A 26,921-nucleotide genomic window follows, 5' to 3' on the forward strand; every position below is an offset into this window, starting at 1 on the left:
TGAGCGGAAGGCGCGAGCAGAATAGCACGCGCGGGATGGGCGGGAAAGCGTCTGCCCGCAGCCGCTGCCGGGGCCGCGCGCGGCGTGGCGTGCCGGCGTATTGACGCGCTTTGGCCGCCTCGACTCTGCTATGATCCGCGCTTTTGCGCTTTCGCCCCCTGCACCACTTATGGATGCCTTTCTCGTTGCAACCGGCATCGTCGCCCTCGCTGAAATCGGCGACAAGACGCAGCTCCTCGCTTTTCTGCTCGCCGCGCGCTTTCGCCGCCCGCTGCCCATCGTCCTCGGCATCTTCGTCGCCACCCTGCTGAACCACGCCTTCGCCGCCGCCGTCGGCGCCCTCGTCAGCGAGCTGCTGGGACCTTCGGTGATGCGCTGGGTGCTCGGCCTGTCCTTCCTGGCGATGGCGATCTGGACCATGATCCCCGACGAGATCGACGAGACCGAAGCCTCGCTGGCGAAGTTCGGCGTGTTCATGACGACGCTGATCGCCTTTTTTGTCGCGGAGATGGGCGACAAGACGCAGGTGGCGACCGTCGCCCTGGCCGCGCGCTACAACGAGATGGCGATGGTCGTCGCCGGCACCACGCTGGGCATGATGCTGGCGAACGCGCCGGCCGTGTATTTCGGCGAGCGCATCGCGGGCAAGGTGCCGCTCGGGCTGGTGCACGGGATTGCGGCGTTTATTTTCCTGGGGTTGGGGATTGCGACGCTGCTGGGCGTGGGCGAGGGGTTGGGGTTCTAACACCTGCGCGGTGTGCGACGGTGCGTTGAACGCGTGGACGGCATAGCCGTCCACCCTACGTCCTTCCGATATGCGCTAGCGTTCCCCGAGCCAGCGTAGGGTGGACGGGTTTCCCGTCCACGCGTTCAACGCACGGTTGAATATCGCCCCACGTATTTGCACCACATCGCGCATGGCAATGTTTACCGCCAGCGCGCCATCCACTTGTCATAAAACCCCAGATCGCGCGGCACCGCGCCCGGAATCGCGCAGATCGCACCCGCGAATTCGTTGGCGCGCGCCAGCGTGGTCTCGAGCGGCCAGCCGCGGGCGCGGCCCAGCAGGAAGATGGCCGAGAAGGCGTCGCCCGCCCCCACCGTGTCGATCACGAAGGGCGGCGCCGGCGTGTCGCGGGTGTCGATGGTGCTGCCGTCGGCGCCGAAATACACGGAACCGCGGTGCCCCAGCGTGACGATCAGCGCCTGCAGCCCGAACATCTGCAGCAGCGCGCGGCAAGCGGAGCGCGCCTCGTCGGCCGTCATCGGCGGATCGTGCGGGCCGAGCTGGAACCAGGTCTGGAACAGGTATTGCAGCTCGTCCTCGTTCAGCTTGGCGATGTCGGCGGCGTGCAGCGCGTCGGCGATGGTGCGCTCGTCGACCTGGCCGTCGCGCAGGTTCAGGTCGAGGAAGCGGGTGGCGCTCGCCGCCGACAGCAGCGCCTTCAATGTGCCGCGCGAACGGTCGCCGCGCTGGGCCAGGGTGCCGAAATACAGCATGCCGGGGGTGACGCCGGCGAGCGCCGCCAGCGCCTCCTCGCGCGCGATGTAGTCGTAGGCCTGGTTCGGCACGATGACGAAACGGTGCCCTTTGGTGGCGCGCTCGACCAGCACGCGGCCGGTTTCCTCGATAGCATCGACCTGCAGGCCGGCCTGCGACATGGCAAAGCGCTCGAACTCGGCGCGGATGGTGTCGCCATTGTGGTCGGCGCCGATGCGGGTGATCATCAGCTGCGGCGCCATGAAGGCAGCCAGGTGGCGCGCGACGTTGAAGGGCGCGCCGCCGACCACCTGCTCGGTAGCGAAATCGTCGACCAGGGCTTCGCCGAAGACGACGGTCGTGCCGAAGGCCGCGCTCATGCTTCGAACGGGACGGTGTCCTTGAAGGAGGCGCGCTCGCCCAGCTTGTCGGATAGCCGGGCCAGGTTCGGGTAGTCGCCGCGCCAGGCGATGTCGGGGAAGCGGAACGCGATCCAGCCGAGCGCGCAGCCGACGGCGACGTCGGCCAGCGTGTAGGACTTGCCCATGCAGAAGGGCTGCTCGCCCAGCTTTTCGGACATGACGGCCAGGCCCGCATGCACCTTGCCGAGCTGGCGCGCGATCCATTGCGGGCTCTGCTGCTCCTGCGGGCGCAGCGTCTTTTCCAGGCGCACCAGCACGGCGGCATCGAGCACGCCGTCGGCCAGCGCTTCCCACACCTTCACGTCGGCGCGGTCGCGCCCGTTCGGCGGCAGCAGCTTGCACACGGGCGTGAGCGTGTCGAGGTATTCGGCGATCACGCGCGAGTCGAACAGCGCGTTGCCGTCTTCCATCACCAGGCAAGGGACCTTGCCCAGCGGGTTGGACAGGTGCACCTGGGTCTCGGCGCCCCACACATTGTCGAGCTCGAAGGCGTAGTCGAGCTTCTTCTCCGCCATCACGACGCGGACCTTGCGCACATACGGGCTGGTGTTCGAACCGATGAGTTTCATAGATGCTCGGGAAAGAGGAATTTGATAAGAGTATAACATCGGCATACGGGCCGAATCCGGCCTTGCCGGCCCGTTTCGCTGTGCCCACCACAAAGCTCCAATATGCTTGCGGTGGTAAAATCCGCGTTTTTGCACGGACTGCCCGCCATGACCGCTACCGCCCCACTTTCCTCCCTGTCGGCCCTGTCGCCGCTCGACGGCCGCTATGCCGCCAAGACCGACAAGCTGCGCCCGATCCTGTCCGAAGCCGGCTTCATGCACCATCGCGTGATGGTCGAGATCGCCTGGCTGCAGGCGCTGGCCCAGGCCGGCTTTGCCGAGATCAAGCCCTTCTCCGCGGAAGCAAGCGCCCACCTCGACAAGATCGCAGCGGCCTTCAGCGAGCAGGATGCCGCGCGCATCAAGGAAATCGAGGCGGTCACCAACCACGACGTCAAGGCGGTCGAGTACTGGCTGAAGGAACAGGTGAAGGATGTGCCGGAACTGGTGGCAGCAAGCGAATTCATCCACTTCGGCTGCACCTCGGAAGACATCAACAACACCTCGCACGGCATGATGCTCAAGGCCGCGCGCGACACCGTCATGCTGCCGGCGCTGCAGGCCATCGTCGCCAAGCTGACGGACATCGCCCACGTCAACGCCGCGCTGCCGATGCTCTCGCGCACCCACGGCCAGACCGCCAGCCCGACCACCCTCGGCAAGGAATTCGCCAACGTCGTCGCGCGCCTGCAGCGCGCCGTGAAGCGCATCGCCGACGTCGAGATCCTCGGCAAGATGAACGGCGCGGTCGGCAACTACAACGCCCACCTGTCGGCCTACCCCGGCTTCGACTGGCCGGCCTTTTCGAAAGACGTGATCGAGTCGCGCCTCGGCCTGACGTTCAACCCGTACACCATCCAGATCGAGCCGCACGACTACATGGCCGAGATGTTCGACGCCATCGCCCGCGCCAACACCATCCTGCTCGACCTGAACCGCGACATCTGGACCTATGTCTCGCTGGGCTACTTCAAGCAGAAGCTGAAAGCCGGCGAAATCGGTTCGTCGACCATGCCCCATAAAGTCAACCCGATCGACTTCGAGAATTCGGAAGGCAACCTGGGCCTGGCGAACGCCGTGCTGCGCCACATGGCGGAAAAGCTGCCGGTCTCGCGCATGCAGCGCGACCTGACCGACTCGACCGTCCTGCGCAACATCGGCGTCGGCTTCGGCTACGCCCTGCTGGCCTACGACAGCTGCCTGCGTGGCCTGAACAAGCTGGAAGTGAACGCCGCCCGCCTCGAGCAGGACCTGGACGCGAACTGGGAAGTGCTGGCCGAGCCGGTCCAGACCGTGATGCGCCGCTACGGCATCGAGAACCCCTACGAGCAGCTGAAGGAACTGACCCGCGGCAAGGGCATCACGCGTGAAGCGCTGCAGGAATTCATCGGCAAGCTGGCGATTCCGCAGGAAGCCAAGGACCTGCTGCTGGCGATGACGCCGGCGAATTACACGGGGATTGCGGCGGAGCTGGCGAAGGCGATCTGATTCCGCCGGCTCTCGCGTCAAAAAAAGCCCGCGCCAGAAATGGCGCGGGCTTTTTTGTAGGGTGGACGGCTCCACCCGAAAATTGATTCACACGCACCGCATGCGCCGTCCACGCGTTCAACCAGTGGATGCAAAGAGGCGATTCGATTAGGACCCGTGCGTTGAGCGCGTGGACGGCGCCAAAGCCGCGTGAGCGCTGGTTCACGGGTAGAGCCGTCCACCCTACGACACCCTCAGTTCTGCCACACCAGCTTGACCGCCACCGTACGCGGCGCTTCCGAACGCGTCGCGATCCCGCCATATTCCGCATGGCTGCCGTTCAGGTTGACGCCCGCCACCGACAACTCCAGGCCGGGCCGCAGGCGCCAGCCGAAGCGCGCGTCGAGCGCGGTGTAACCGGGCACGGGACCGATATCGAGCGCGCCGACCTTGCGCACGGCCAGTTCCACCTCGCGCGTGGCATCGATGCTGTAGTGCGAGCGCAGCTGCAGACTGTGCGAGGGGTCGAAGCCCGCGCGCATCGCACCGACGGCATCGTTGCTGCCGGGTTTAAGGTGGACGCGCTCGCGCATCGTCGTCAGGCCGCCCGACAGGCGCCACGATTTCGTCGCCTGGAAACTGCCCCACATCTCGAAGCCGAGCGCGTGCCCGTCCATCAGGTTGGCGAAGCGGACCATGGTCTGGCTCGGCAGCAGTTCCTGGGTGCGCAGGTGGTCGTAATCGTTGTAGAACAGCGTGGCCGAGTAGGACAGGCGCGGCAGCGGCTGGCCGCGATAGCCGAGTTCGAATACCTTGGCCACTTCCGAACGCACGCCATTCCCGCCTTCGAGGATATACGGTGGACGTCCGGGAATATAGGTATCGGCATCGAGGCGCGACGGCGCGCGCACGGCGCGCGAGGCGGCGGCCCAGAAGGCGTGTCCCGGCGTCATGCTCCACGACAGGCGCGCGCTGGGCAGGAATTCGACGCCCGTGTAAGGGTTGCGCTCGACGCGGGCGCCGAGCGTGACGCGCAGCGTGGGGTTGAGCGTGATCTCGTCCTGCGCAAACAGGCTGAGCCAGGTCTGGTTCAGGTGCTCCGGCAGGAAGGCGACGTACTGGCTGCCCTGCACCCGATCCCAGCTGTGGCGGGCATTCGCCCCCCATGCCAGGCTGTGCGCACCGACAGCCGCCAACGTATGCTGGAACTCCAGGTCGACGATGTCGAGCGACTCGGTAAAGGTGGGCGGCACTTCACGCCGCGTGTAATCGTAATATAGCTGCAAGTTGACGCTGCCGCCGCCCTGCAGTGCATGCTGCCAGCCGGCGGTCAGGTTCACGCCTTGCGTGTCGACCGTGTCCAGCCGCGCATCGGTACCGCTGACGCGGATCGTACCCGGCGCCGGCTGCCCGAAGGCGCCGCGGTTGGCGTTGCCGTTCAAGGTAAAGCGGTCGGAGCCGCGCTCCCAATCGGCGCGAAAGCCCACCTGCCCCGAATGCCAGGCGTCATCGATGGGCGCGCCGCCGGCCGTCTCGGTGTGCGCGCGTCCTTGTGCTTTCCCATAAATGCGCCAGCTGCCTTCGCCCTGGCGCCCACCCTGGCGGAACGCGAGGTCGGCGCCGTTGTTCGCTCCGCGCAACACGGCCAGACTGCCCTGGGTATCGCGTGCCGAGCGCGTAGTGATGTTGATGACGCCATTGACCGCGTTCACACCCCAGAGAGTGCCGCCCGGGCCGCTGACCACTTCGATGCGCTCGATGTCTTCCAGCATCAGGTCCTGCACGTCCCAAAATACGCCGGAAAACAGCGGCGTATAGACCGAGCGTCCGTCGACCAGCACCAGCAGTTTATTGGGCGCGCTATTGCCCCCGCCGTTCAGCCCGCGCGCAGTGATCGCGTAGGTCGTCCCGTTCCCTTGCGCCACCTGCAGGTTCGGCGCCAGCCGCAGCGCTTCGGGCAGGGTCGCGGCGCCGGAGCGGCGGATGTCGTCCGCGGTAATGACGAAGACCGAGGCGGGCGCGTCGAGCAGGCGTTCCGGGCGCTTCGACACCGAGGTCACCTCGATGTTGGCCAGTTCCTCGATCGACAGATCGGCAAAATCCGAACCTTGCGGCTGGTCGACGCTCGCCGCCGTGGCGGATGCGGCGCCGGCGGCCAGCGCGCAGCCGAGCAGCAGGGCCAGGGGGCGCAGGCGTGGCCGATGTGGGTGACAGATGTACATACGATTCCTCGACGGTGCGAACAGGCTCGCCATGGGCTTCCAGACGCGCGCGCTTTTGTAGAATTTTACATTCCCTGCCGTTTGCGCCTGTGCACGTTTAACAATTCCTGATAGTGTACAAAAAGAAACAGTCGGCCGGTAAGCGATATCCGTTGTTTTTTGTTATAGTTTTGTTCTAGCCAGTACGATACCCGGGCATCCCATGCAGCGCTACTCTTCCATCGCCATCGCCTTGCACTGGCTGATCGCTGTCCTGATCATCGGCACCTTCACGCTCGGCCTGGTGATGACGGACATCCCCGGCCTGACGCCGACCAAGCTGCGTTATTTTTCCTGGCACAAATGGGCCGGCGTGACCGTCCTGGCGCTGGCCGCGCTGCGCCTGCTGTGGCGCCTGCGCAGCAAGCCGCCCGCTTACCCCGACACCATGGCGCCCTGGCAGGGCCGCGCCGCGCACATCCTGCACGGCCTCTTGTATGTGCTGATGTTCGCCGTTCCCCTGTCGGGTTATTTCTACAGCCTGGCGGCCGGGGTGCCGGTCGTCTGGTTCGGCCTGTTCCCGCTGCCGGTCCTGATCGAGGCCGACCCGGCCCTGAAACCCGTGCTCGGCGCCCTGCACTACTGGCTCAACATGGGCCTGGCAGCCCTGGTGGCGCTGCACGTGCTGGCCGCCTTCAAGCACCTGCTGGTCGACCGCGACGGCGTCATGGGACGCATGCTGCCCTTCTCCAAATAAGGAAATCCGATGAAAACCCTGCACCTGCTGAGCGCTGCGGCGCTGCTGTCGAGCTCCCTGGTATTCGCCGTTCCGCTCAAGACCGATCCTGCCAAAAGCAGCGTCGCCGCCGTCTTCCGCCAGATGAACGTGCCGGTCGAGGCCAAATTCAAGACCTTCACGGCGAATATCGACTACGACGCCGCCCGCCCGGAAACGTCGAAGGCCGCCGTCGAGATCGCGACCGCCAGCATGGACCTGGGCGATGCCGAATACAACCGCGAAGTGGCCAAGAAGGAATGGTTTAATACGGCACAGTTCCCAAAAGCGAGTTTCGTATCGACCGCGATCAAGGCGGCCGGCCCCGGCAAGCTGAACGTGGCCGGCAAGCTGACCCTCAAGGGCAGGACCGCCGATGTCAGCTTCCCGCTCACCGTCAGGACCGAAGCCGGCAAACAAGTGTTCGAAGGACAGTTGCCGATTCGACGGCTGGCTTTTAATATCGGCGAAGGCGAGTGGAAAGACACGAGCATGGTCGCCGACGAAGTTGTCATCAAGTTCCGCGTCACCGCGGGCCAGTAATCATTCACTGAGTCATTAATAAAAAGGATGTGCCCATGAAATTCAAGTTTCTGATCGCCGCCACGCTCGCCACCAGCACTGGCCTGGCCTGCGCCGCCGCCGACACCTATGCCATCGATCCCGGCCACACCTACCCGAGCTTCGAAGCCGACCACATGGGCATTTCGGTCTGGCGCGGCAAGTTCACCAAGACCAGCGGCACCGTCGTGCTCGACCGCGCGGCGAAGACCGGCAGCGTCGACATCACGATCGACATGAGCAGCGTCGACTTCGGCCACCAGAAGATGAACGAGCACGCGAAAAAGCCGGACATTTTCGACGTCGCCCAGTTCCCGACCGCCACCTTCAAAGGCAACAAGATCCGCTTCAACGGCGACACCCCGGTGGCCGTCGACGGCGACTTCACCCTGCACGGCGTCACCAAGCCGCTCACGCTGACGATCAACAAGTTCAAGTGTATCGACCACCCGATGCTCAAGCGCGAAGTCTGCGGTGCCGATGCCTCGGCCACCTTCCAGCGCAGCGACTACGGCGTCACCTTCGGCCTGCCGCGCTTCTCGCCGGAAGTGAAACTGGCGATTCAGGTGGAAGCGGTCAAGCAGTAAGTTTTACTGGTTACATGGAAAAAGCCCCGCTACCTTCCGGCAGCGGGGCTTTTTTTATCGCCTCTCGATCGATGCGGCTCGATTAACGGCCGTCACCGTCGGCGTCGCCAGGGATGGCGCGCTCGACCTTGTGCCAGGCAGCGCGGCTGGCCATCTTGGCCTGGTCCCACGACAGGCGCGATTTGCCCTTGGTCGTGTTCCACTCGTCGGCCAGATAGTGCTCGTTCTGGTCATAGCTGCCCGGGTAGCGGCTCTTGCCGTTGTAGCCCAGTGCGTAGGCCGGCTGGTAGTCGTCGTAGGTGTAGCCAGGCGTGTAGTGCGACTGGGTCTGGTAGTTGTCGCGCCAGTGCGCATCTTCGTGCGCCGGGTTGACCATGCCGCCCACACCCTTGCCGGCCATGCCGCCGACCGCGGCGCCGATGCCCGCACCGACCACCGCGCCGATCGGGCCGCCGACGGCGCCCACCGTTGCACCAGCCGCCGCACCGCCGCCCGCACCCACGCCCTTGGCCAGGTTATGGTCGTGCAGCTCGTCGCCCGGTTTCGAGTTGATGACTTCGCCGGCGCCCTTGCCCGCAGCGCCGCCAGCCAGGCCGCCGATCACGGCGCCTGCAGCCGCGCCGATCGGGCCGCCGACCGCGCCGACTGCCGCGCCTGCAGCAGCGCCACCGGCGCCGCCGACACCTTGTGCCAGGTTATGGTCGTGCAGTTCGTCGTCCGGCTTCGGATTGACGACTTCGCCCGCGCCACGGCCGGCAGCGCCGCCTGCCAGGCCGCCGACGACGGCGCCCGCAGCCATGCCGATCGGGCCGCCCACGGCGCCCACTGCGGCACCGGTTGCCGCGCCGGCGCTGGCGCCCACGCCCTTGGCCAGGTGGTGTTCGTTCAGGTCGTCACCGGCTTTCGGATTGACGACTTCGCCCACGCCCTTGCCGGCCATGCCGCCGGTGACACCGCCGATGGCGGCGCCGGCAATCGTACCGACCGGACCGGCTGCGGAGCCGATCGCAGCGCCGGCCAGCGCGCCGCCGACGGCGCCGACACCGGTGCCGATCACGTGCGAGCCGCCGTGTTCGGTCCACGAACGCTCGATGTGGGCAGCGTCTTCATCCGAACGGGCGTTCACGCCCATCAGGATGCCGCCCTTGTTGATGCCTTCTTCATAGTGCTTGGCACGCTCTTCCGGGATGCCGGCGCCGATCAGCGCGCCGATCAGGCCGCCGGTGATGCCGCCCGCGCCGGCGCCGGCCAGGGCCGCTGCCAGGGGACCTGCCACGACCAGGCCGACGCCCGGCAGCACGAGGGTGGTGCCGACGGCGGCGATGCCTGCCAGGACGGCGCCAATGGTGCCGCCGATGCCGGCGCCGATGCCGGCGCCTTCGGCGGCCTTGCTGCCAAGTTCAGTATCGGTGTCGCCAAAATGGGTCTTGCGGGTCGAATCCGACATCATCAGGTTGACGTCGTCACGGCTGTAGCCACGCTCATGCACGGTGCCGTAAGCGCGCTCTGCGCTGGCGCGGTCCGGGAACAGGCCGGTGACCATACGCGAATTCTGTTTATTGCTGTCGTAGCTCATGATGGATCCCTTTCAAAGGTCGTTATGGCGTTCAAGTCTTGCAACAGTTGGGTTGCCAGTGGACGAACGATATGCCCGCTGGACACTAGCTTCTGTTCGCTGACGCACCCACTTCAGGACATTCCAAATTGGCAACTTTCGATGCAAAAAAACGCTGCGGAACGCTGCGCACAGATTCGTCGTCTAACGTGAGTTGCCGCACCGACCCGCTGTGCCGTACATCCGTAGACTTTTTCACATGGCCACCGTAATCAATTGGCCTCGGGTAGGTTTTTTTTACTATGAGGAGGAATCAAAATGCTATTCATTATCTGGATCGTTGTCGGTGGTATCCTGGGCTGGCTCGCAAGCATGGTCATGAAGACGGATGCTGAGCAAGGTATGATTCTGAACGTCGTGGTTGGTATCGTTGGCGCCTTCCTGGGCGGCTGGCTGCTGTCGCCGCTGTTTGGTTCGGGCACCATCAATTCCGACGACTTCAGCGTCTCCTCGCTGCTGGTCTCGTTCCTGGGTGCTGTTATCCTGCTGGCAATCGTGAACCTGCTGCGTCGCGGCCGCGTTCGCTAATAAAAGTTGGTATGCCCCACATAAAACCAACGCTTTCATGCGTTGGTTTTTTTTCGCCCGGATTGTTCCATGCGTGCAAATACTGTCGCCGTCGCCATTTCCACGAGTATCTTGACCTTACTCGTAGGCTTTCTCGCCCTCAATTTCATGCCGAGCGAAAAGCAGATCGAGACCCAGTTGACGCGCCAGTACGATATCCACGACGCCCAGTTCCGGCGCTCGATGGGTGTCCTGCTGGGCCCGCCCATCATCGAAGGCAACCAGGTCGACGCCCTGCTCAACGGCGACCAGATCTTCCCCGCCATGCTCGCCGCCATCCGGGGCGCGCAGAAAAGCATCACCTTCGAAACCTATATCTACTGGTCCGAATCGATCGGCCAGGAATTTTCCGAGGCGCTGTCCGAGCGCGCCCGCGCCGGCGTCAAGGTCCACCTGATGCTCGACTTCGTCGGCAGCATGAAGATGGACGATGCCGCGATCCAGCGCATGCGCGACGCCGGCGTGCAGGTCCAGCGCTACCACAAGCCCACCTGGTGGAAACTCGCCCGCCTGAACAACCGCACCCACCGCAAACTCTTGATCGTCGACGGCACGGTCGGCTTCACGGGCGGCGTCGGCATCGCCGACCAGTGGCGCGGCAATGCCCGGAATGAAAAAGAATGGCGCGACACCCATTTCCGCATTGAAGGCCCAGTCGTCGGCCAAATGCAGGCCGTGTTCAACGACAACTGGACCAAGGCGACCGGCAAGGTGCTCGACGGCCCCCTGTACTTCCCGCCCCTGACTGCGCGCGGCACGATGCCGGCGCAAATGTTTTCCAGCTCCCCGACGGGCGGCAGCGCCAGCATGCACCTGATGTATTTGATGGCCATTACCGCCGCGCGCGAATCGATCGACCTCTCGGCCTCCTATTTCGTACCCGACGACCTCACCATCCGCGCCCTGGTTGCCGCCGCCAAGCGCGGCGTGAAGGTGCGCATCATCACCCCGGGCACGAAGATCGACGCCGAAGTGGTGCGCCAGGCCTCGCGCGAGCGCTGGGGAGAACTGCTCGAAGCGGGGGTGCACATCGCCGAATTCCAGCCCACGATGTACCACGTGAAGGCGCTCATCGTCGACGCCCTGATGGTCTCGGTCGGCTCGACCAATTTCGACAACCGCTCGTTCAGCATCAATGACGAAGCCAACCTGAACGTGCTCGACCCCGATTTCGCGCGTGCCCAGGTGGCCGTGTTCGAAGACGACTGGCGCCGTGCGCGCCCGATCACGCTGGCCGCCTGGAACAACCGGCCATGGGCGGAAAAGCTCGGCAGTGAAATCTTTTCGCTGTTCGGGGCACAGTTGTAAATACCTGCTCCTTTCGAAAAAAACACCATCAGGAAATAACGGTTGACGAGCCGACAGGGGATTACGGATACTCTCGGGATACTCCCTGGGATGCTCTACGGAGCGCCTGAAGTATCCGACAACCTTCCTGATCGATCGCGAATGAAAAAGACTCTCCTCTCGCTGGCCATCTTCACCAGCTTCGCCGCACAAGCGGACGAAGGCATGTGGATGCCGCAGCAGCTGCCACAAGTAGCCCAGCAACTGAAGGCCGCCGGCCTCGAACTCGACCCGGCCACGCTGACCAAGCTGACCGAATTCCCGATGGGCGCGATCGTGAGCCTGGGCGGCTGCTCGGCGTCGTTCGTGTCGCCGCAGGGCCTGGTGGTCACGAACCACCACTGCGTCTACAACAGCATCGCCGTCAACTCGACCCCGGAGAAGGACCTGCTGGCCAACGGTTTCCTGGCCAAGACCTTCGCCGAAGAAGTGCCGGCCTCGCCTGGCAGCCGCGTGTTCGTGACCGAGGAAGTGGCGAACGTCACTGACCAGATCATCGACAAGAAAGTCGCCAAGCTGACCGGCAAGGCGCGCATCGACGCGATCGAAAAGAATCAGAAGGAAATGGTTGCTGCCTGCGAAAAGACCCCGGGCTACCGCTGCACCGTGGCCAGCTACTACGGCGGCCTCGAGTTCTACCGCCTGAAGCAGCTGGAAATCCGCGACGTGCGCCTGGTGCACGCGCCGCCGTCGGGCGTCGGCAAGTTCGGTGGCGACACCGACAACTGGATGTGGCCGCGCCACACCGGCGACTACGGTTTCTACCGCGCCTACGTGTCGAAGGACGGCAAGGCTGCCGACTACTCGACCGACAACGTGCCTTACGTGCCGAAGCACCACCTGAAAGTGGCGGCCGAAGGCGCCAAAGAAGGCGATTTCGTCATGGTGCTGGGCTACCCTGGCCGCACCAATCGCCACCGCCTGCCGTCGGAAGTCGCCTCGACCTTCGAATGGAACTACCCGGCCTTCGTGCAAGCGTCGGGTGACGTGCTCGCCATCATCGAGCGCGAAACCAAGAACGACCCGGCCGCCAAGCTGAAGTACGCCGGCCAGATCGCGGGCGTCAACAACTACTACAAGAACCGCAAGGGCATGCTGACCTCCTACGGGGAAAGCGACTTCCTGGCGCGCAAGACCGCCGAGCACAATGCGATGAAGGCCTGGGTCAACGCCGATGCCGCCCGCAAGAAGCAGTTCGGCGCCGACATCGACGCCGTCGAAAAGCTGATCGCCGAGCGCGACGCCAAGACCAAGCAGGGCTTCTACGCCGGCTATGCCCAGCCACGCTTCCTGAGCTCGGCACGCACCCTGTACCGCCTGGCCAACGAGCGCACCAAGCCGGATGCCGCACGTAAATCAGGCTACCAGGAACGCGACATGGCGCGCCTGACCTCGGTCATCACCGGCCAGGACCGCACCTACGACGAAAAGGTCGACAAGGCCCTGGTTGCCCACTTCCTCGCCAAGTACCTGGCCCAGCCGGTTGCCGAGCAGGACAAGGCCTTCAACGACGCCCTCGGCCTGCGCGCCGGCATGAGCCAGGACGAGATCCGCGCCGCGCTCGACAAGGCCTACGCCGGTTCGACCCTGGCCAACAAGGAAGCCCGCACCGCCTGGCTGAAGAAGTCGCCTGCCGAATTCAAGGCCAGCAACGACAGCTTCATCAAGGCAGCGGTCGCCATGTATGACGCCGACCTGAAGAGCGAAGCCAAAGAGGAAGAACTCAGCGGCAAGATCCAGAAGTCGTACTCGGGCTACATGAAGGCGAAGATCGCCTACATGAACAGCAAGGGCCAGGCCGTCTACCCTGACGCCAACGGCACCCTGCGCGTCACCTTCGGCAAGATCGCCGGCCGCGACCACGGCGCCGACGGCACCGGTGCGTGGACCGCGTTCACCACCACCAAGGGCGTGGTTGCCAAGCACACCGGCGAAGGCGAGTTCAACGCCCCGGCCGCCCAGCTGGCAGCCATCAAGGGCAAGGACTTCGGCAAGTACGTCGACCCGGTCCTGAAGACCGTGCCGGTGAACTACCTGGCAACGCTCGACATCACCGGCGGCAACTCCGGTTCGGCAGCGCTGAACAAGCGCGGCGAACTGATCGGCTTGGCCTTCGACGGCACCCTGGATTCGATCATCTCGGACTGGGACTTCAACACGGCCAACACCCGCTCGATCCAGGTCGACTCGCGCTACATGCTGTGGAATATGAAGCATGTGGACAAGGCCGACAACCTGCTGAAGGAAATGAACGTTCAGTAATGCGTTCACGGGGCGCCGCAGGCGCCCCATCCATGGCATCGAAAGCCACGCCGCCCCTGGGCCGCGTGGCTTTTTTTTCGTCCCTTCCGTCCTGCCGCGAGGCGTCAACGCCCTTTCAGGCGCCGGGCCGGATGTTCTGGTTACTGCGGAACAGGTTGTCCGGATCGTAACGCGCCTTGATCTCCTTGAGCCGGCGGTAATTGGGGCCGTAGGCTTCGGCGATCCGGTCGACTTCGTCTTCGTTGAGGAAGTTGATGTAGACGCTGCCGGCGGCATGGGGCGCTGCCGCCCTGAAGAATTCGCGCGCCCAGGCCAGGCATTTGGCGTCGTCGAGGGGTTCCTGCCAGCGGGTATGCACGTTCATCGCATACAGCGCGTCCCGGTGCGGATAGGCCGCCTCGTCCGGCGCGTGGGTATTCGCCGCGCCACCGATCAGCCCGAGGAAAATTTCGCTCTGCTCGGACGGCAGCTTGCCGGCGTAGTCGATGACCACGTCGATGGCGTCGTCGCTGAGCCGGTTGAAGTTGTGGGATTTCCAGTAATTGCGCGCCGGCGGTATCAGGAGCGGGTCGAAGACCTGCTGCCACGCGGCATAGGGCACGGCGCCGATGTGTTCCCCCAGCGGCTCGCCGAAGCCGCGCACGCTCGCGATGGCGTCCTGCACCTCTTCCAGGGGCTGGGGCGAAAAGAAGGCGAGCGCCACGATCCCGGTGCCGTGCACTTCCGGCGCCAGGAAGGGCAGCGGCGGCGCCTTGCGCAGCACGGCCCAGACCGAAATCTGGTCGTCCAGCGCCTCGACGTAGTCGCGGTAGCGGCGCAGGAGCGGCGCGGCCTGCGCGAACGGGAAGACGATAAGACCGGCGGTGACCATCGGGCCGACCGCATGGAGGGCGAATTCGAAGCTCGTCACCACGCCGAAATTGCCGCCGCCGCCGCGGATGGCCCAGAACAGGTCGGGATGGTTGTCGGCGTCGATGTGCAGGCGCTCGCCGCTGGCCAGGACGATGTCGGCCGCGGCCAGGTTGTCGATTGTCATGCCGTACTTGCGCGTGAGCCAGCCGAAGCCGCCGCCGAGCGTGAGGCCGCCGACGCCGGTGCTCGAATTGATGCCGAGCGGCGTCGCCAGGCCATAGGCCTGCGTCTCGTGGTCGACGTCGCGCAGGACCGCACCGCCCTCGACCCAGGCCCGCTTTCTGTGCGGCGCCACCTGCACCGAGCGCATCATCGACAGGTCGATCACCAGGCCGTCGTTGACCAGCGCGCTCCCGGCGATGTTGTGGCCGCCGCCCCGCACCGCCAGCGGCAGGCCATGGTCGCGTGCAAAATTCACCGCCGTCCGCACGTCGGCCGCGCCGGCGCAACGCACGATCACGGCCGGACGCTTGTCGATCATCGCATTCCAGATCGTGCGGGCCTCGTCGTATGCCGCTTCGCCCGGCAGCAGCACCGCTCCCCTGAGACCGCCCTGGAGTGCTTCGATCTCGCTTACCCCTACGGTATTCATCACGCACCTCCGTGTTGGTTCGTTGACGATATCTCAGGATAGGGAAGCGAGGCCGATATGCAAGCAGGGTCGGCCCGCGCCGAGCGGCACGGGGCCAGGCTGCCGTCTATTCCTTTACCTCGGCCTCGGCCAGCTGCGCGAGCAGCGTCAGCGACTCCTGCCAGCCGAGATAGCAGGATTCGGCCGGGATGGCGGCGGGAATGCCCTCCTGCAGGACACGCAGCTCGACGCCGCAGAACACGTCGCGCAGCGTCACCGTGGTCTGCATCTGTCCCGGCAGCTGCGGATCGTCGAACTCGGCCGTGTAGCGCAGTTTCCGGCCCGGTTCCAGCTCCAGGTATTCGCCGCCGAAGGCGTGGCTGCCGCCGGTCGTGAGGTTGGTGAAGGACATCTGGTAGCGGCCGCCGACCCGGCCGTCCAGCGCGTGCACGGTGCCGAAGAAGCCGTGCGGCGGCAGCCATTTCGCCAGGGCGTCCGGGGTGGTGAAGGCGCGGTACACCCGGTCGGGCGTGGATTTCAGCACACGGTGCAGCTCAACGGTATTGGTGGACATGATCGATTCCCTTCGGTGAAGTGGCAGAGGACGACCCTCTGGCAGTACGACGAATGGCGCTGCCGGAATTCGACACCGGATGAGACTTTTTTACGCCCGGCAGCCATTTTTCGGGGCCGCCAGCCCGGGCAAAAAAAACGCCGCGTCGAGCGCGGCGTTTCCTTGACTGGACAGGTGCTTACACCTTCTTGTTCAGCCTGCTGTGCCGCACGCTGTACAGGAAATAGGTCGCCACCGCGGCCGCCATCCAGATGAAGAAGACGCGGTAGGTCGCCGGCGGCAGGTCCTTCATGATGTACAGGCAGGCGAGGATCGACAGGCCCGGGATCACGTAGGGGCCGAAGGGCACGCGGAAGCCGGTTTCAGCGTTCGGGCCCTGCTTGGCGCGGATCACCGGCACGGCGATCGAGACCACGATGAAGGCGGTCAGCGTGCCCATGCTGACCATGTCCCACAGGAAGGTCGAATCGACCAGGCCGGCGATCAGGCCGACCACGACGCAGACGATCAGGGTGTTCGATACCGGGGCGCCGCTGCGCGGGTTCACTTTCTGGAAGGTCTTCGGGATCAGGCCGTCGCGGCTGATCGCGTACAGGATGCGCGTCTGGCCGTAGATCGTCACCAGGGTCACCGAGAACACCGACACCACGGCGCCGGCCGACAGCACCAGCGCCGGCCAGGCCTGGCCCGTCACGTTCTGCAGGATTACCGACAGGCCGGCCTCCTGGCCTTCGAACATGTGCGCCGGCTGCGCGCCCATCGCGGCCAGGGCGACCAGCAGGTAGAACACGGTGACGATGACCAGCGCCATCAGGATGCCGATCGGCACGTTGCGGCGCGGGTCCTTCACTTCCTCGCCGGCGGTGGCGATGGTGTCGAGGCCGATGAAGGAGAAGAACACGGTGCCGGCCGCGGCGGTGACGCCGGCCATGCCGGCAAAACCCTTGCTGGTGTCGGTATTGAAGAAGGGCGTGAAATTGTTCGCGTCGAAACCGGTAAACGCGATCGCGGCGAAGAAGGCCAGGATCGCCAGCTTGATCACGACCATGACGGCGTTGGTCGTGGCCGATTCCTTGGTGCCGCGCACCAGCAGGATGCAGCACATGATCACGAGCAGCACCGGCGGCAAATTGAAATTGCCGGACTGGACGGAGAGGTTGCTGTGATCGGACACGAACATCGGCGAGCGCAGGTGTTCGGGGATCTGCCAGCCAAAGGCGTTTTGCAGGAAATTGTTCAGGTAATCGGACCAGCCGATCGCCACCGCGCTGCCGGCCAAGCCGTATTCGAGCAGCAGGCAGGCCGCGACGATGAAGGCGGCGAATTCGCCGACGGTGGCGTAGGCGAAGGAATACGAGGAGCCCGAGGCCGGCACGCGCCCGGCCAGTTCGGCGTAGCACAGCGCGGTCAGGCCGGCGGTGATCGCCGCGATCAGGAACGACAGGATGACCGCCGGGCCGGCTTTCGGCACCGCTTCGACCATCGTGAAGAAGATGCCGGTGCCGACGGTGGCGCCGACGCCGATCATGGTCAGCGGGAACAGTCCCAGCGAGCGGGTGAGGCCGCCGCCGTGGGCCTGGCTGTCTTCGTGCGCGCGTTCAGCCGGTTTGGTACGGATCAGCTTCTGGCCCAGTGTCAGATTCACAAAGTGTCCTTTTGTCTTGCTTTATAAGGGAAATGGCTGAGCGTAAAGCGCCGCCAAAGTTCGCGATTATAGGGCGGTTCGGGGCGCTTCGGCTGTTGTTGAGAAAATAGTTTTCGCTAAATATGCATTTCCAATGCGTATTATTCGCGCTAGAATAATCCTGTTCCCTTTCAACGGCATCCCATGCGTCTGACCCGCTTTTCCGACATTGGCCTGCGCGTGCTGATTTACCTCGAGCGCGCAGGCGAACGCCCGCATCCGGTGACGGTCGCCGAGATCGGTGCGCAGTTCGACATTCCGCTGAACCACCTGGTGAAGGTGGTCGGCCACCTGGCCCGGGTCGGCTGGGTGCGCGCCATGCGCGGCCGCAATGGCGGCCTGCGCCTGGCAGCCGACCCGCAGCTGCTGACGGTGGGCCAGGTGCTGCGCGAACTCGAGGGCGAAGACGAAGTCGTCGACTGCGCCGGCACCAAGTGCGCGCTCAGCCTCGATTGCCAGCTGCGCGGCGTCCTGAAGGCCGGCATGCGCGCCTTCTACCAGGAACTGGACCGCTATACGCTGGCCCAGATGACCGAAGGCGGCACCGGCGAACAGATCGTCCGGATGCACAAGATGTTTTGGAGTGGAACCGCCGCCGGCGCGGCAGCCTGAGCCGGCTTTGAATTCGCCCGTGCGGGCGTTTTTTTGAACTTAAAAGATGCATTTCAAATGCAATAAAGGAAAAACCATGATCTCCGTCGCTTCCCGTCCCTACATCGATGCCAGCGTCCCGGTCCTGCGCGAGCACGGCCTGACCATCACCCGCCTCTTCTACCAGAACATGCTGGCCGAGCACCCGGAACTGACGCGCATCTTCAACATGGGCAACCAGGCCAGCGGCGCCCAGCAGCAGTCGCTGGCCTCGGCGGTGTTCGCGTATGCGGCGAACATCGGCAATGCCGCGGCCCTCGGCCCGGTGGTGACGCGGATCGTCCACAAGCACGTCTCGGTCGGCATCCGCGCCGAGCACTACCCGATCGTCGGCCGCCACCTGCTGGCGGCGATCAAGCAGACCCTGGGCGACGCCGCCACTCAGCCCCTGCTCGACGCCTGGGCCGAGGCCTACGGCTCGCTGGCGAACCTCCTGATCTCGGCCGAAGCCGAGTTGTACAGCACGGCCGGCGTGCAGCCCGGCGAAACGCGCCCGATGCGCGTGACGCAGGTGAAGCGCGAGAGCGACAACGTGCTGTCGATCCGCTTTGTACCGGCAGACGACAGGCCGCTGCCGCCCTTCCATGCCGGCCAGTACGTCAGCGTCGCCGTCGACCTGCCCGACGGACGCCACCAGCTGCGCCAGTACAGCCTGTCCGATGCGGCGGGCAAGGACAGCCTGCGCATCTCGGTCAAGCGCGAAGACGCCTTGGCCGCTGCTCCGGCCGGCGAGGTGTCGAACTGGATCCATGCGAACGTCAAGGAAGGCAGCGTGCTGCAGGTGACGCACCCGTTCGGCGAATTCACGCCCGATACCGAATCGAACGCGCCGATCGTGCTGCTGTCGGCCGGCGTCGGCATCACGCCGATGGTGTCTGCGCTGAACCGCATCGCGATGGTCCATCCCGAGCGCCGGGTGATCTTCGCCTACGCCGCCCGCGACGCCCGCCACCACCCGCTGCAGGACGACGTGGCCGCCGCCCAGGCAGCGATGCCGAACCTGCACGTGGTGACCTTCTACGAAGACGTCGGGGATGCCGCCGGCGTGCTGGCCGGCCGCATGGACATCGCCCGCCTGCCGGCCTGGGACCTCGAGCAGACCGACGTCTGGCTGTGCGGCCCGCTGAAGTTCATGCAGGCCCAGTGGCTGGCCCTGCTGAACACCGGCGTGCCGGCCGCGCGCCTGCACCGCGAAGTGTTCGGGCCGGATTTGCTGGATCACCTGCTGTAATCGCGGAACCGTACTGCGTCCGTAGGGTGGACGGCTATACCCTGCAGCGTGCGTACACGCTGCCGTTGCGCCGTCCACGCGTTCAACGCACGCTTGAACATTCGTGGCTGCTCACCGGCTGCTTGAACGCGTGGACGGCGATCACGGAGCGTGCCCACCTGTCTCCCGGGTGGAGCCGTCCACCCTACGGGTATCGCGCTCCAGCTTAGCGCTGCCCGAGCCGCGTTTCGCCAAACAAGTGCTTGTACTGATGCGGCTGCGAGCGCCAGTACTGCGGCGGCGCGGCCACCGTCGCGCCCAGTTCGGCGGCGGCGTGCCAGGGCCAGCGCGGGTTGTAGAGCATGGCGCGGGCCAGCGCCACCATGTCGGCCTGGCCGGACTGCAGGATGTGCTCGGCCTGCTGCGGCTCGGTGATCAGGCCGACGCCGATGGTCGGCATGCCCGTCTCGCGCTTGATCCGTTCGGCAAAGGCGATCTGGTAGCCGGCGCCGACCGGGATCTTCTGCAGCGGCGACAAGCCTCCGCTCGACACGTGCATGAACTGGCAGCCCAGCTTTTCCAGCTCCTGGGCGAAGCGGACACTCTGCTCCACTTCCCATCCCCCTTCCACCCAGTCGGTCGCCGAGATCCGCATCCCGACCGAGATCGCCGACGGCACCGCCGCGCGCACGGCCGTAAACACCTCGAGCGGGAAGCGCATGCGGTTTTCCAGCGACCCGCCATACTCGTCCTCGCGCCGGTTCGACAGCGGCGACAGGAACTGGTGCAGCAGGTAGCCGTGGGCGCCGTGCAGCTCGATCGCGTCCAGGCCCAGCTCGCAGGAGCGCACGGCGGCGTCGACGAAACCCTGCTTGACGCGCTGCAGGCCCTCGGCATCGAGCGCCAGGGGCACGGTCTCCCCTTCCGCATGCGCGACGGCGGAAGGCGCGACCGTCTGCCAGCCGCGCGGCTCGTCGGGTTTGATGTTCGCGCCGCCTTCCCAGGGCGCGGCGCTCGACGCCTTTCTCCCCGCGTGCGCCAGCTGCACCGCGACCTTGATCGGCGAATGGCGGCGGATCGCGGCGATGACGGGCTTTAAGGATTCGAGGTGGGCGTCGGACCACAGGCCCAGGTCGTCGGGCGAGATGCGGCCCTCGGGGGTGACGGCGGTCGCTTCGATGATCAACAATGCCGCGCCGGACAGGGCCAGCTGGCCGAGGTGGATCATGTGCCAGTCGGTGGCGTGGCCCTCGTCGGCGGAATACTGGCACATCGGCGCGATCGCGATGCGGTTCGCCAGCGCCAGCGGGCCGAGTTGGTAGGGGGTGAACAACATGCTCATGCGGGGCTCCGGTTCTTGTTCGAACTGCAAAGTCTAGCGAACATTGGGAGATTGTGCAGAGGTAAGGGTTTGTAGGGTAGGCGCCCCGGACCCACGCGGACGTTGGCGTTTCGTTGGCCGTCGAACGCGGTGGTGATACCGAAAAACGAGATACGTTATCGCGAGATCATTGTTCACGTTATCGAGGCGCGCATGTTGGTGGGGTATGGGAGCAAACATGGCGCCGGCATTCGCGTGGGCACGGGGCGCCCACCCTACGAAAAAAAGCCGCGATCACTCGCGGCTTTTTCACATCCAGGCTTGCGCCATCAACTCACACGCACCACCATCAACCCGGCGCGCAATCCGACCCGCACATCCGGATTCGGAAACACCACCATCTCCTCCTCGTGGAACACGGTGTACACCGTCTCCCCATCGGTGGCGATCACGTCGCCCCGCTTGAGCGAGGCGAAGTTCGGGGTCTCCCGGCTGAAGCCCATCTTGAAATCGTCGGACAGCTTGACGATCTCCTGCGCCACCTTGAACACGTGCGGCTCGGTGTGGGTACCGGCATGCACGCCGCGCAGCAGGCCGTCGAGCGCTGCCGAGGCATGGACGAACTGGGCCATGTCGTTGCGCCCCAGGGTGCCGACGCGGCCCAGTTCGACGGTGCTGCCTGCCGCGCCGTGGTGCTCGGCCGAGTAGTAGCTGTAGGTGCCGGCCGACTTCGGGTTCATGATGATCGCGCCGATCGCCGCCTGTCCCAGCCAGTCGATCAGCATCGCCTTGCCCTCTTCCTCGATCAGGTCCGGCACGATCGCGAACATCGGGTAGTGCGAGGCGCGGATCGCCGTGTGCAGGTCGAGGTGCCAGCGCACCGGCCCGGCGCCCTCGAAGAAGGCGTCGGTGGCTGCGATCAGCTCGTCGGCCCGCATGGCCTCGAAGGTGTCGGCCAGCGCCCCGCGCTCCGGCTTGAACATGCGGTTCAAGTCGGCGTCGATGAAGCGCTTGCCGGCGGCGATGGCGTCGATGTTGCCGACGCAGAGCATCAGGTCCACCAGCAGGGCCTGCGGCGTGCGCGACAGCGCCTCGACCACGTGCGCGACCATTTCGATCGGCCCGGTTTCGTCGCCATGCACGCCCACCGACAGCAGCAGCGCCGGGCGCGAGATGTCGGGCTGCGCGCCCTGCACCGTGAGGATGCCCTTGGCAGGCATCCCGACCACGAAACCCGCGTCGCCGAAGCGCTGCGCGACCGTGCCGAAATCGGCTTCGGCCAGCGCGCGCACCGCGTCAGGGACCACAGGAATGACGGGCGCGCTCATGGTTTACGCTGCCAGGCGCTCGGGGTTCGAGCCTTCCGACAGCGACCAGACGTCCAGCATTGCCTGTTCGAGGTCGGTGGCCGGCGCGTAGCCGGTCAGGCCCTTTTCCGAGGTGACGGCATTCACCGCCGCCAGCGCGTCGCCGCTGCCGGCACGCTCGATCACCTGCAGCAGCAGGCGCTGCTGGGTGCGGCGCAGTGCCTGCATCGCGTAGTTGCGCAGCTGTTCCTGCGACTTGCTCTGCGGCGGCAGCTTCAGGCCACGCTCGAGCGTGTCGATGCCGGCGCGCTCGCGCAGCGCCATGCCGACTTGCAGGAACTGGGCCAGCGACATGCCCGCCGGGCGATGCACCGACACCGCGGCGAACAGGAAGGTGGCCAGCGACTCGATGGTCTCGACCGACTTCCAGGCCTGCACGAAGCCTGCGTTCAGGCCTGCATGGCCGTCCGCTTCCGACTTGGCCGGCATCAGCTGGCGCAGTTGCTCGCCATTGGCGAACAGCGATTTGAGCTCGTCCATGCCATCGGTACCCTGCGGCAGCGAAAGCACGCCTTCGATCACGGCGCGCAGCAGCGCACGGGTGCGGGCGTCGACCGCGACCGACACTTCACGCGGCACGTTCAGCGCATCGGCGTCGAGCGCGTCGAAGACCGGCGCCAGGTTCAACGCCGCCCAGGCGCGGCCCCAGGCTTTCACCACTTCCGCTTCGTCGACGCGGTGCTCGGTCGCCAGGTCGCGGATCATCAGCGGGCCGCAGCGGTTGACCGCCTCGTTGGCCAGCACGGTGGCCAGGATGGCGTTGGCCAGCGGGTGGTCCAGCGGGTCGCGGGTGGCGACCAGCTGCGCCGGGAAGTAAGGACGCAGCACGGTCTCGGCCCATGGCTCGTCGATCAGCGGCAGCGCGGCCAGGATGCGCTTGAAGCGGTTCTTGACGTTGGCGATCACGACCGCCAGTTCCGGTGCCGTCAGGCCCATGCCGAGCGCCTTGCGGCGTTGCAGTTCGGTGTCGAGCGGCAGCTGTTCCAGTTCGCGCGAGACCGCACCTTCGGCTTCCAGGCTGGTGATCAGGGCGGCATAGCTGTCCACCACCGAACCGTTGCCCTGGGCCTGGCCTTCGCGGGTCAGGAGGCGGGTCTGCTGCGCGTTGTCGCGCAGAACCAGCTTCTCGACGTCGCCCGTCATCTCGTTGAGGATGCGGTTACGGTCGGCTTCCGGCAGCTTCCCGGCGTTGACTTCGGTGTCGAGCCAGATCTTGATGTTGACCTCGTGGTCCGAGCAGTCCACGCCGGCCGAGTTGTCGATCGCATCGGTGAAGATGCGGCCGCCGTTCAGCGCGAACTCGATACGGCCGGCCTGGGTCGCGCCCAGGTTGCCGCCTTCGGATACGACCTTGCAGCGCAGTTCGTTGCCGTTGACGCGGATGCGGTCGTTGGCGCGGTCCTTCACCTGGGCGTGGGTCTCGCTCGAGGACTTGATGTAGGTGCCGATGCCGCCGTTGTAGAACAGGTCGACCGGCGCCAGCAGGATGCGGTGCATCAGCTCTTCTGGCGACAGCGCCGTCTCTTCGATGTCCAGCGCAGCGCGCACCTGCGGGGTCAGCTCGATCGAACGGGCCGAACGCGGGAACACGCCGCCACCCGCCGAGATCAGGCTCTTGTCGTAGTCTTCCCACGACGAACGCGGCAGCGCGAACATGCGCTGGCGCTCGGCGAAGGAGACCGCGACGTCCGGGGTCGGGTCGAGGAAGATGTGGCGGTGGTCGAACGCGGCCAGCACTTTCAGCTGGCGCGACAGCAGCACGCCGTTGCCGAACACGTCGCCCGACATGTCGCCCACGCCGACCATGGTGATCGGGGTGGTGCTCATATCGTGGCCCAGTTCGTAGAAGTGGCGCTTGACGGCCTCGAAGGCGCCCTTCGCGGTGATGCCCATCTTCTTGTGGTCGTAGCCGTTCGAGCCGCCCGAGGCAAAGGCGTCGCCCAGCCAGAAGCCGCGCTGCACGGCGATGCCGTTGGCGATGTCGGAGAAGGTTGCGGTGCCCTTGTCGGCGGCGACCACCAGGTAGGGGTCGTCCTGGTCGTAGCGCACGGTGTTTTCCGGTGCCACGATGGCGCCGCGCACGCGGTTGTCGGTCACTTCCAGCAGGCTGGAGATGAACAGGCGGTAGACGCCTTCGCCTTCGGCCGCAACCACTTCACGGGCGGCGTCCTTCGGCATCTGCTTGCAGACGAAACCGCCCTTCGAGCCGGCCGGCACGATGACGGCGTTCTTGACCATCTGCGCCTTCACCAGGCCCAGCACTTCGGTGCGGTAGTCTTCCATGCGGTCCGACCAGCGCAGGCCGCCGCGGGCGACCGGGCCGCCGCGCAGGTGCACGCCTTCGAAGCGGCGCGAGAACACGAAGATCTCGCGGTACGGACGCGGTTCCGGCGCCAGCGACAGGTTGCTGGTGTCGAACTTGAAGATGATCTTCTCGCCGGTGTTCTGGAAGTAGTTGGTGCGCAGGGTGACCAGCGCCAGCTCGACCAGGGCGGCCATGATTTCTTCGGTGTCGGCGTGGTTCACGCTCGACAGGCCGGCCTTCAGCGACACCAGCTTGGCGGTGCCGGCATCGCGCTCGGACTGCGACAGGGCCGGGTTGAAGCGCTGCAGGAAGGCGGTCACGAATTCCTTGACCAGGGCCGGCTGCGCGCGCAGCGTCTCGGCCATGTAGCGCACCGTGAACTTCGAGCCCAGCTGGCGCCAGTAGCCGATGTAGGCACGCACCAGCTGCACTTCGCGCATCGTGAGGCCGCCTTCGATCGACAGGCCGTTCATGCGGCCGTCTTCGGCTTCGTCGTTGAACAGCGCGGCGAACAGTTCCTCGGCCACGTCGACGATGCCCGGCTTGGCCAGCTTGGCGGCCGATTCGGCGTCGACTGCCAGCGCCGTCACGTAGTGGCGGCCGCCGTCCGGGGTGGTGATTTTATAGGTCTGCTCGCGGTCGATGGCGACGCCGGCGTTGTGCAGGGCCGGCAGGATGCGCGACAGCGGCGGCACGGTCTCGTCCGAGTACAGGCGTACCGAGGCTTGTCCGGCGTCGCCGGCTTCGATACGGGCCGAGACGCGGTTCGACTGGCCGTTCTGCAGGATGGCCTGCAGGTCGCGGAAGGCGACCGACGGTTCCGTCGCCGTGATGTAGTTGACCGGCAGGGTCGAGACGAGTTTACGCAGGCTGCTGCGCAGGGGAACGTCCTGCATGTCGTTGGTCAGCATGGCGAAGCGGTCGTGCCAGTCGTCGAGCACGGTCATCAGCGGCTGCTGGATATCGTTCTGCAGGTCGAGCGGGTTGCGCGCGCCGTGGGCGATCAGGTAGACGCGGGCCAGCGGGCCGTCGGCGACCAGGGTCTGCGAACGCACGTCGTGCGCGCCCGAGCTTTCCTTCAGCGCCTGGGCCAGCGAGGCGGCCATGGCGGCGCTGTAGCGCTCGCGCGGCACGTAGACCAGCACGTTCAGGTGGCGGCCGTACACGTCGCGGCGGGCGAAGACCTTCGCGCGCGGCTGCTTGTAGAGCGAGACGACCGAGCTGCACACCTGCGCCAGCCATTCCGGCTCGGCTTCCAGCGCTTCGGTACGCGGCAGGGATTCCAGGATCTCGAGGAACTTCTCGGCGCGGAAGCCTTCCTGGCGCACGCCGGCCAGGCTCAGGACCTTGGCGACGCGGCCGCGCGCGAACGGCAGGCGCGCCAGCGGGGTCGAGGTGGCGGCGCGGGTGAACAGGCCGACGAAGCAATGCTCGCCGAGGATGTTGCCCTGTGCGTCGGTGTTGCGCACGCCGATGAAGTCCAGCGGCTGGTCGCGGTGCAGCGTGCCCTCGACGTCGGCCTTGACGATCGACAGGGTCTCGGCGCGGCCGGCCAGGGTGTTCAGTTCGCCCGGGATGTTGGCCAGGCAGGTGCCGTAGACCGGATGCGCGGTGTCCTTCAGGACGCCGATGCGGCTCGGGATGTCGCGTGCCAGCTCGGTCTGGCCAGGCTGGACGACGTAGTAGGCATAGCCGAAGGGCTCGAAGCCTTCGTTCTTGGCCCACTCGAGGAAGGCGGCCACTTCCTGGCCGGCCGGGGTGCCATTGGCGGCGGCGGCAGCGGCCACTTCGGTCATGCGGTCGCCCATGGCGACGGCGTCGCGGTGCACGACTGCGGCGTCGTTGGCGACCATGCGGATGCGCGCGGTCAGGCGGTCGAGTTCGTCGAAGCTCAGTTCGTCGTTCATCAGCACCAGCACGACCGACTCCAGCGGTGCGCCTTCGGCGACGGCGGTAACGACGCCGTTCGCATCGCGCTGCACCGGCAGCACGGCGTTCATGACGCCGGCGGCGGTCAGGCGTTCCTTGCGGATGGCCATGACGAACGAGTCGACCAGGTAAGGCATGTCTTCGTTCAGGATCAGCAGCGCCGTGTCCGTATTGCCCTTGGCATCGGTGTAGCGCAGTTGCGCGATCTGGCAACCAGGCCCGGTGCGCTTGGCGGCCTGCGTGAAGCCGTCCCACAGGACAGGGGCCAGGGCTTCAGGCGTGGTGCCGGCCAGGTCTTCCTCGTCGAGCGAGCGCAGCCAGGCGCTGATCAGCGCGGCTACCGGTTCGGCGGCGCCGGCTGCCGGCTGGCTGGTGACCAGTGCCAGGGTCTGGGTACGCAAATCTTGCGGCATGTAGTTCATTGTGCTTCTCCAAAAGCTAATGTTGTCGCCCGCCCGCGCTACGGCTTGTGGCTTTGCGCGGACCGGCGTTTGGTGGACGGGGT

At 65.8% G+C, this 26,921-nt stretch carries 20 protein-coding genes; 10 read left to right on the forward strand and 10 right to left on the reverse strand.

Translation table 11 applies throughout. From position 1 onward, the window contains the following. Positions 1–169 precede the first annotated feature (169 nt). Positions 170–745: a TMEM165/GDT1 family protein gene (locus ACWCIA_RS20055; protein WP_454166153.1), complete on the forward strand. Its 576-nt coding sequence runs from the start codon at positions 170–172 to the stop codon at positions 743–745. 182 nt (positions 746–927) lie between these two features. On the opposite strand, the gene ACWCIA_RS20060 is transcribed toward ACWCIA_RS20055, so the two are convergent. Together ACWCIA_RS20060 and ACWCIA_RS20065 are read right to left on the reverse strand one after the other, a co-directional pair. Continuing rightward, complete coding sequence (locus ACWCIA_RS20060; protein ID WP_454166155.1) at positions 928–1,860, reverse strand: PfkB family carbohydrate kinase; 933 nt, start codon at positions 1,858–1,860, stop codon at positions 928–930. Next, positions 1,857–2,471: a glutathione S-transferase C-terminal domain-containing protein gene (locus ACWCIA_RS20065; RefSeq protein WP_454166157.1), complete on the reverse strand. Its 615-nt coding sequence runs from the start codon at positions 2,469–2,471 to the stop codon at positions 1,857–1,859. The genes ACWCIA_RS20060 and ACWCIA_RS20065 overlap by 4 nt, the downstream gene beginning before the upstream one ends. Before the next feature lie 147 nt (positions 2,472–2,618). Here ACWCIA_RS20065 and purB point away from each other — a divergent pair, with 147 nt between their 5' ends. Beyond that, positions 2,619–3,998, forward strand: coding sequence for an adenylosuccinate lyase (gene purB / locus ACWCIA_RS20070; protein ID WP_454166158.1), 1,380 nt, complete (start codon positions 2,619–2,621; stop codon positions 3,996–3,998). Positions 3,999–4,231: 233 nt separating this feature from the next. Here purB and ACWCIA_RS20075 read toward each other — a convergent pair whose 3' ends face one another. Continuing rightward, positions 4,232–6,199 (reverse strand): TonB-dependent receptor plug domain-containing protein, encoded by a 1,968-nt coding sequence (locus ACWCIA_RS20075; protein ID WP_454166160.1) that lies wholly within the window; start codon positions 6,197–6,199, stop codon positions 4,232–4,234. A 202-nt stretch (positions 6,200–6,401) separates the two neighbouring features. On the opposite strand from ACWCIA_RS20075, the gene ACWCIA_RS20080 reads away from it, so the two are divergent. Genes ACWCIA_RS20080 through ACWCIA_RS20090 form a run of 3 tightly spaced genes read left to right on the forward strand, consistent with a single transcriptional unit; the run spans position 6,402 to position 8,101 of the window. Next, positions 6,402–6,935 (forward strand): cytochrome b, encoded by a 534-nt coding sequence (locus tag ACWCIA_RS20080; RefSeq protein WP_454166161.1) that lies wholly within the window; start codon positions 6,402–6,404, stop codon positions 6,933–6,935. 9 nt (positions 6,936–6,944) lie between these two features. Then, positions 6,945–7,496, forward strand: a complete 552-nt coding sequence (locus ACWCIA_RS20085; RefSeq protein WP_454166163.1) for a YceI family protein — start codon at positions 6,945–6,947, stop codon at positions 7,494–7,496. A 35-nt stretch (positions 7,497–7,531) separates the two neighbouring features. Beyond that, on the forward strand, positions 7,532–8,101 hold the full coding sequence (locus ACWCIA_RS20090) for a YceI family protein (protein WP_454166165.1): 570 nt from the start codon (positions 7,532–7,534) through the stop codon (positions 8,099–8,101). 82 nt (positions 8,102–8,183) lie between these two features. Here ACWCIA_RS20090 and ACWCIA_RS20095 read toward each other — a convergent pair whose 3' ends face one another. Beyond that, entirely contained in the window at positions 8,184–9,677 is a 1,494-nt protein-coding gene (locus tag ACWCIA_RS20095) for a hypothetical protein (protein WP_454166167.1), read from the reverse strand. A 297-nt stretch (positions 9,678–9,974) separates the two neighbouring features. Here ACWCIA_RS20095 and ACWCIA_RS20100 point away from each other — a divergent pair, with 297 nt between their 5' ends. The 3 genes from ACWCIA_RS20100 (at position 9,975) to ACWCIA_RS20110 (ending at position 13,892) form a co-directional block, all read left to right on the forward strand. Further along, a complete protein-coding gene (locus ACWCIA_RS20100) occupies positions 9,975–10,244 on the forward strand; it encodes a GlsB/YeaQ/YmgE family stress response membrane protein (RefSeq protein WP_020656446.1) in 270 nt (89 codons plus the stop codon). Positions 10,245–10,313: 69 nt separating this feature from the next. Beyond that, positions 10,314–11,591: a phospholipase D-like domain-containing protein gene (locus ACWCIA_RS20105; RefSeq protein WP_454166169.1), complete on the forward strand. Its 1,278-nt coding sequence runs from the start codon at positions 10,314–10,316 to the stop codon at positions 11,589–11,591. A 141-nt stretch (positions 11,592–11,732) separates the two neighbouring features. Next, entirely contained in the window at positions 11,733–13,892 is a 2,160-nt protein-coding gene (locus ACWCIA_RS20110) for a S46 family peptidase (protein WP_454166171.1), read from the forward strand. 115 nt (positions 13,893–14,007) lie between these two features. Here the strand turns inward: ACWCIA_RS20110 and ACWCIA_RS20115 are convergent, their stop codons facing one another. The 3 genes from ACWCIA_RS20115 to ACWCIA_RS20125 form a co-directional block, all read right to left on the reverse strand. Beyond that, the gene (locus tag ACWCIA_RS20115) at positions 14,008–15,396 is read right to left on the reverse strand and encodes an FAD-binding oxidoreductase (RefSeq protein WP_454166173.1); all 1,389 of its coding nucleotides are present in this window, start codon (positions 15,394–15,396) and stop codon (positions 14,008–14,010) included. A 106-nt stretch (positions 15,397–15,502) separates the two neighbouring features. Continuing rightward, the gene (locus ACWCIA_RS20120; protein ID WP_454166175.1) at positions 15,503–15,949 is read right to left on the reverse strand and encodes an SRPBCC family protein; all 447 of its coding nucleotides are present in this window, start codon (positions 15,947–15,949) and stop codon (positions 15,503–15,505) included. Positions 15,950–16,127: 178 nt separating this feature from the next. Next, positions 16,128–17,594 carry an APC family permease gene (locus tag ACWCIA_RS20125; RefSeq protein ID WP_454166177.1) on the reverse strand — a complete coding sequence of 489 codons (1,467 nt, stop codon included), beginning with the start codon at positions 17,592–17,594 and terminating at the stop codon, positions 16,128–16,130. A gap of 183 nt (positions 17,595–17,777) precedes the next feature. Between ACWCIA_RS20125 and ACWCIA_RS20130 the strand changes: the two genes are divergently transcribed. Both ACWCIA_RS20130 and ACWCIA_RS20135 read left to right on the forward strand, forming a co-directional pair. After that, the gene (locus ACWCIA_RS20130; protein ID WP_454166179.1) at positions 17,778–18,245 is read left to right on the forward strand and encodes an RrF2 family transcriptional regulator; all 468 of its coding nucleotides are present in this window, start codon (positions 17,778–17,780) and stop codon (positions 18,243–18,245) included. A 76-nt stretch (positions 18,246–18,321) separates the two neighbouring features. Next, positions 18,322–19,515, forward strand: a complete 1,194-nt coding sequence (locus ACWCIA_RS20135; protein ID WP_454166181.1) for a globin domain-containing protein — start codon at positions 18,322–18,324, stop codon at positions 19,513–19,515. Positions 19,516–19,720: 205 nt separating this feature from the next. On the opposite strand, the gene ACWCIA_RS20140 is transcribed toward ACWCIA_RS20135, so the two are convergent. From ACWCIA_RS20140 to ACWCIA_RS20150, 3 genes are all read right to left on the reverse strand, one after another. Further along, on the reverse strand, positions 19,721–20,836 hold the full coding sequence (locus ACWCIA_RS20140; protein WP_454166183.1) for an NADH:flavin oxidoreductase/NADH oxidase: 1,116 nt from the start codon (positions 20,834–20,836) through the stop codon (positions 19,721–19,723). Positions 20,837–21,144: 308 nt separating this feature from the next. Further along, positions 21,145–22,143, reverse strand: a complete 999-nt coding sequence (locus ACWCIA_RS20145) for a succinylglutamate desuccinylase (protein ID WP_454166185.1) — start codon at positions 22,141–22,143, stop codon at positions 21,145–21,147. A 3-nt stretch (positions 22,144–22,146) separates the two neighbouring features. Next, positions 22,147–26,838, reverse strand: a complete 4,692-nt coding sequence (locus tag ACWCIA_RS20150) for an NAD-glutamate dehydrogenase domain-containing protein (protein WP_454166187.1) — start codon at positions 26,836–26,838, stop codon at positions 22,147–22,149. Positions 26,839–26,921: the final 83 nt, after the last annotated feature.

Source organism: Massilia sp. SYSU DXS3249 (genome assembly GCF_053668055.1).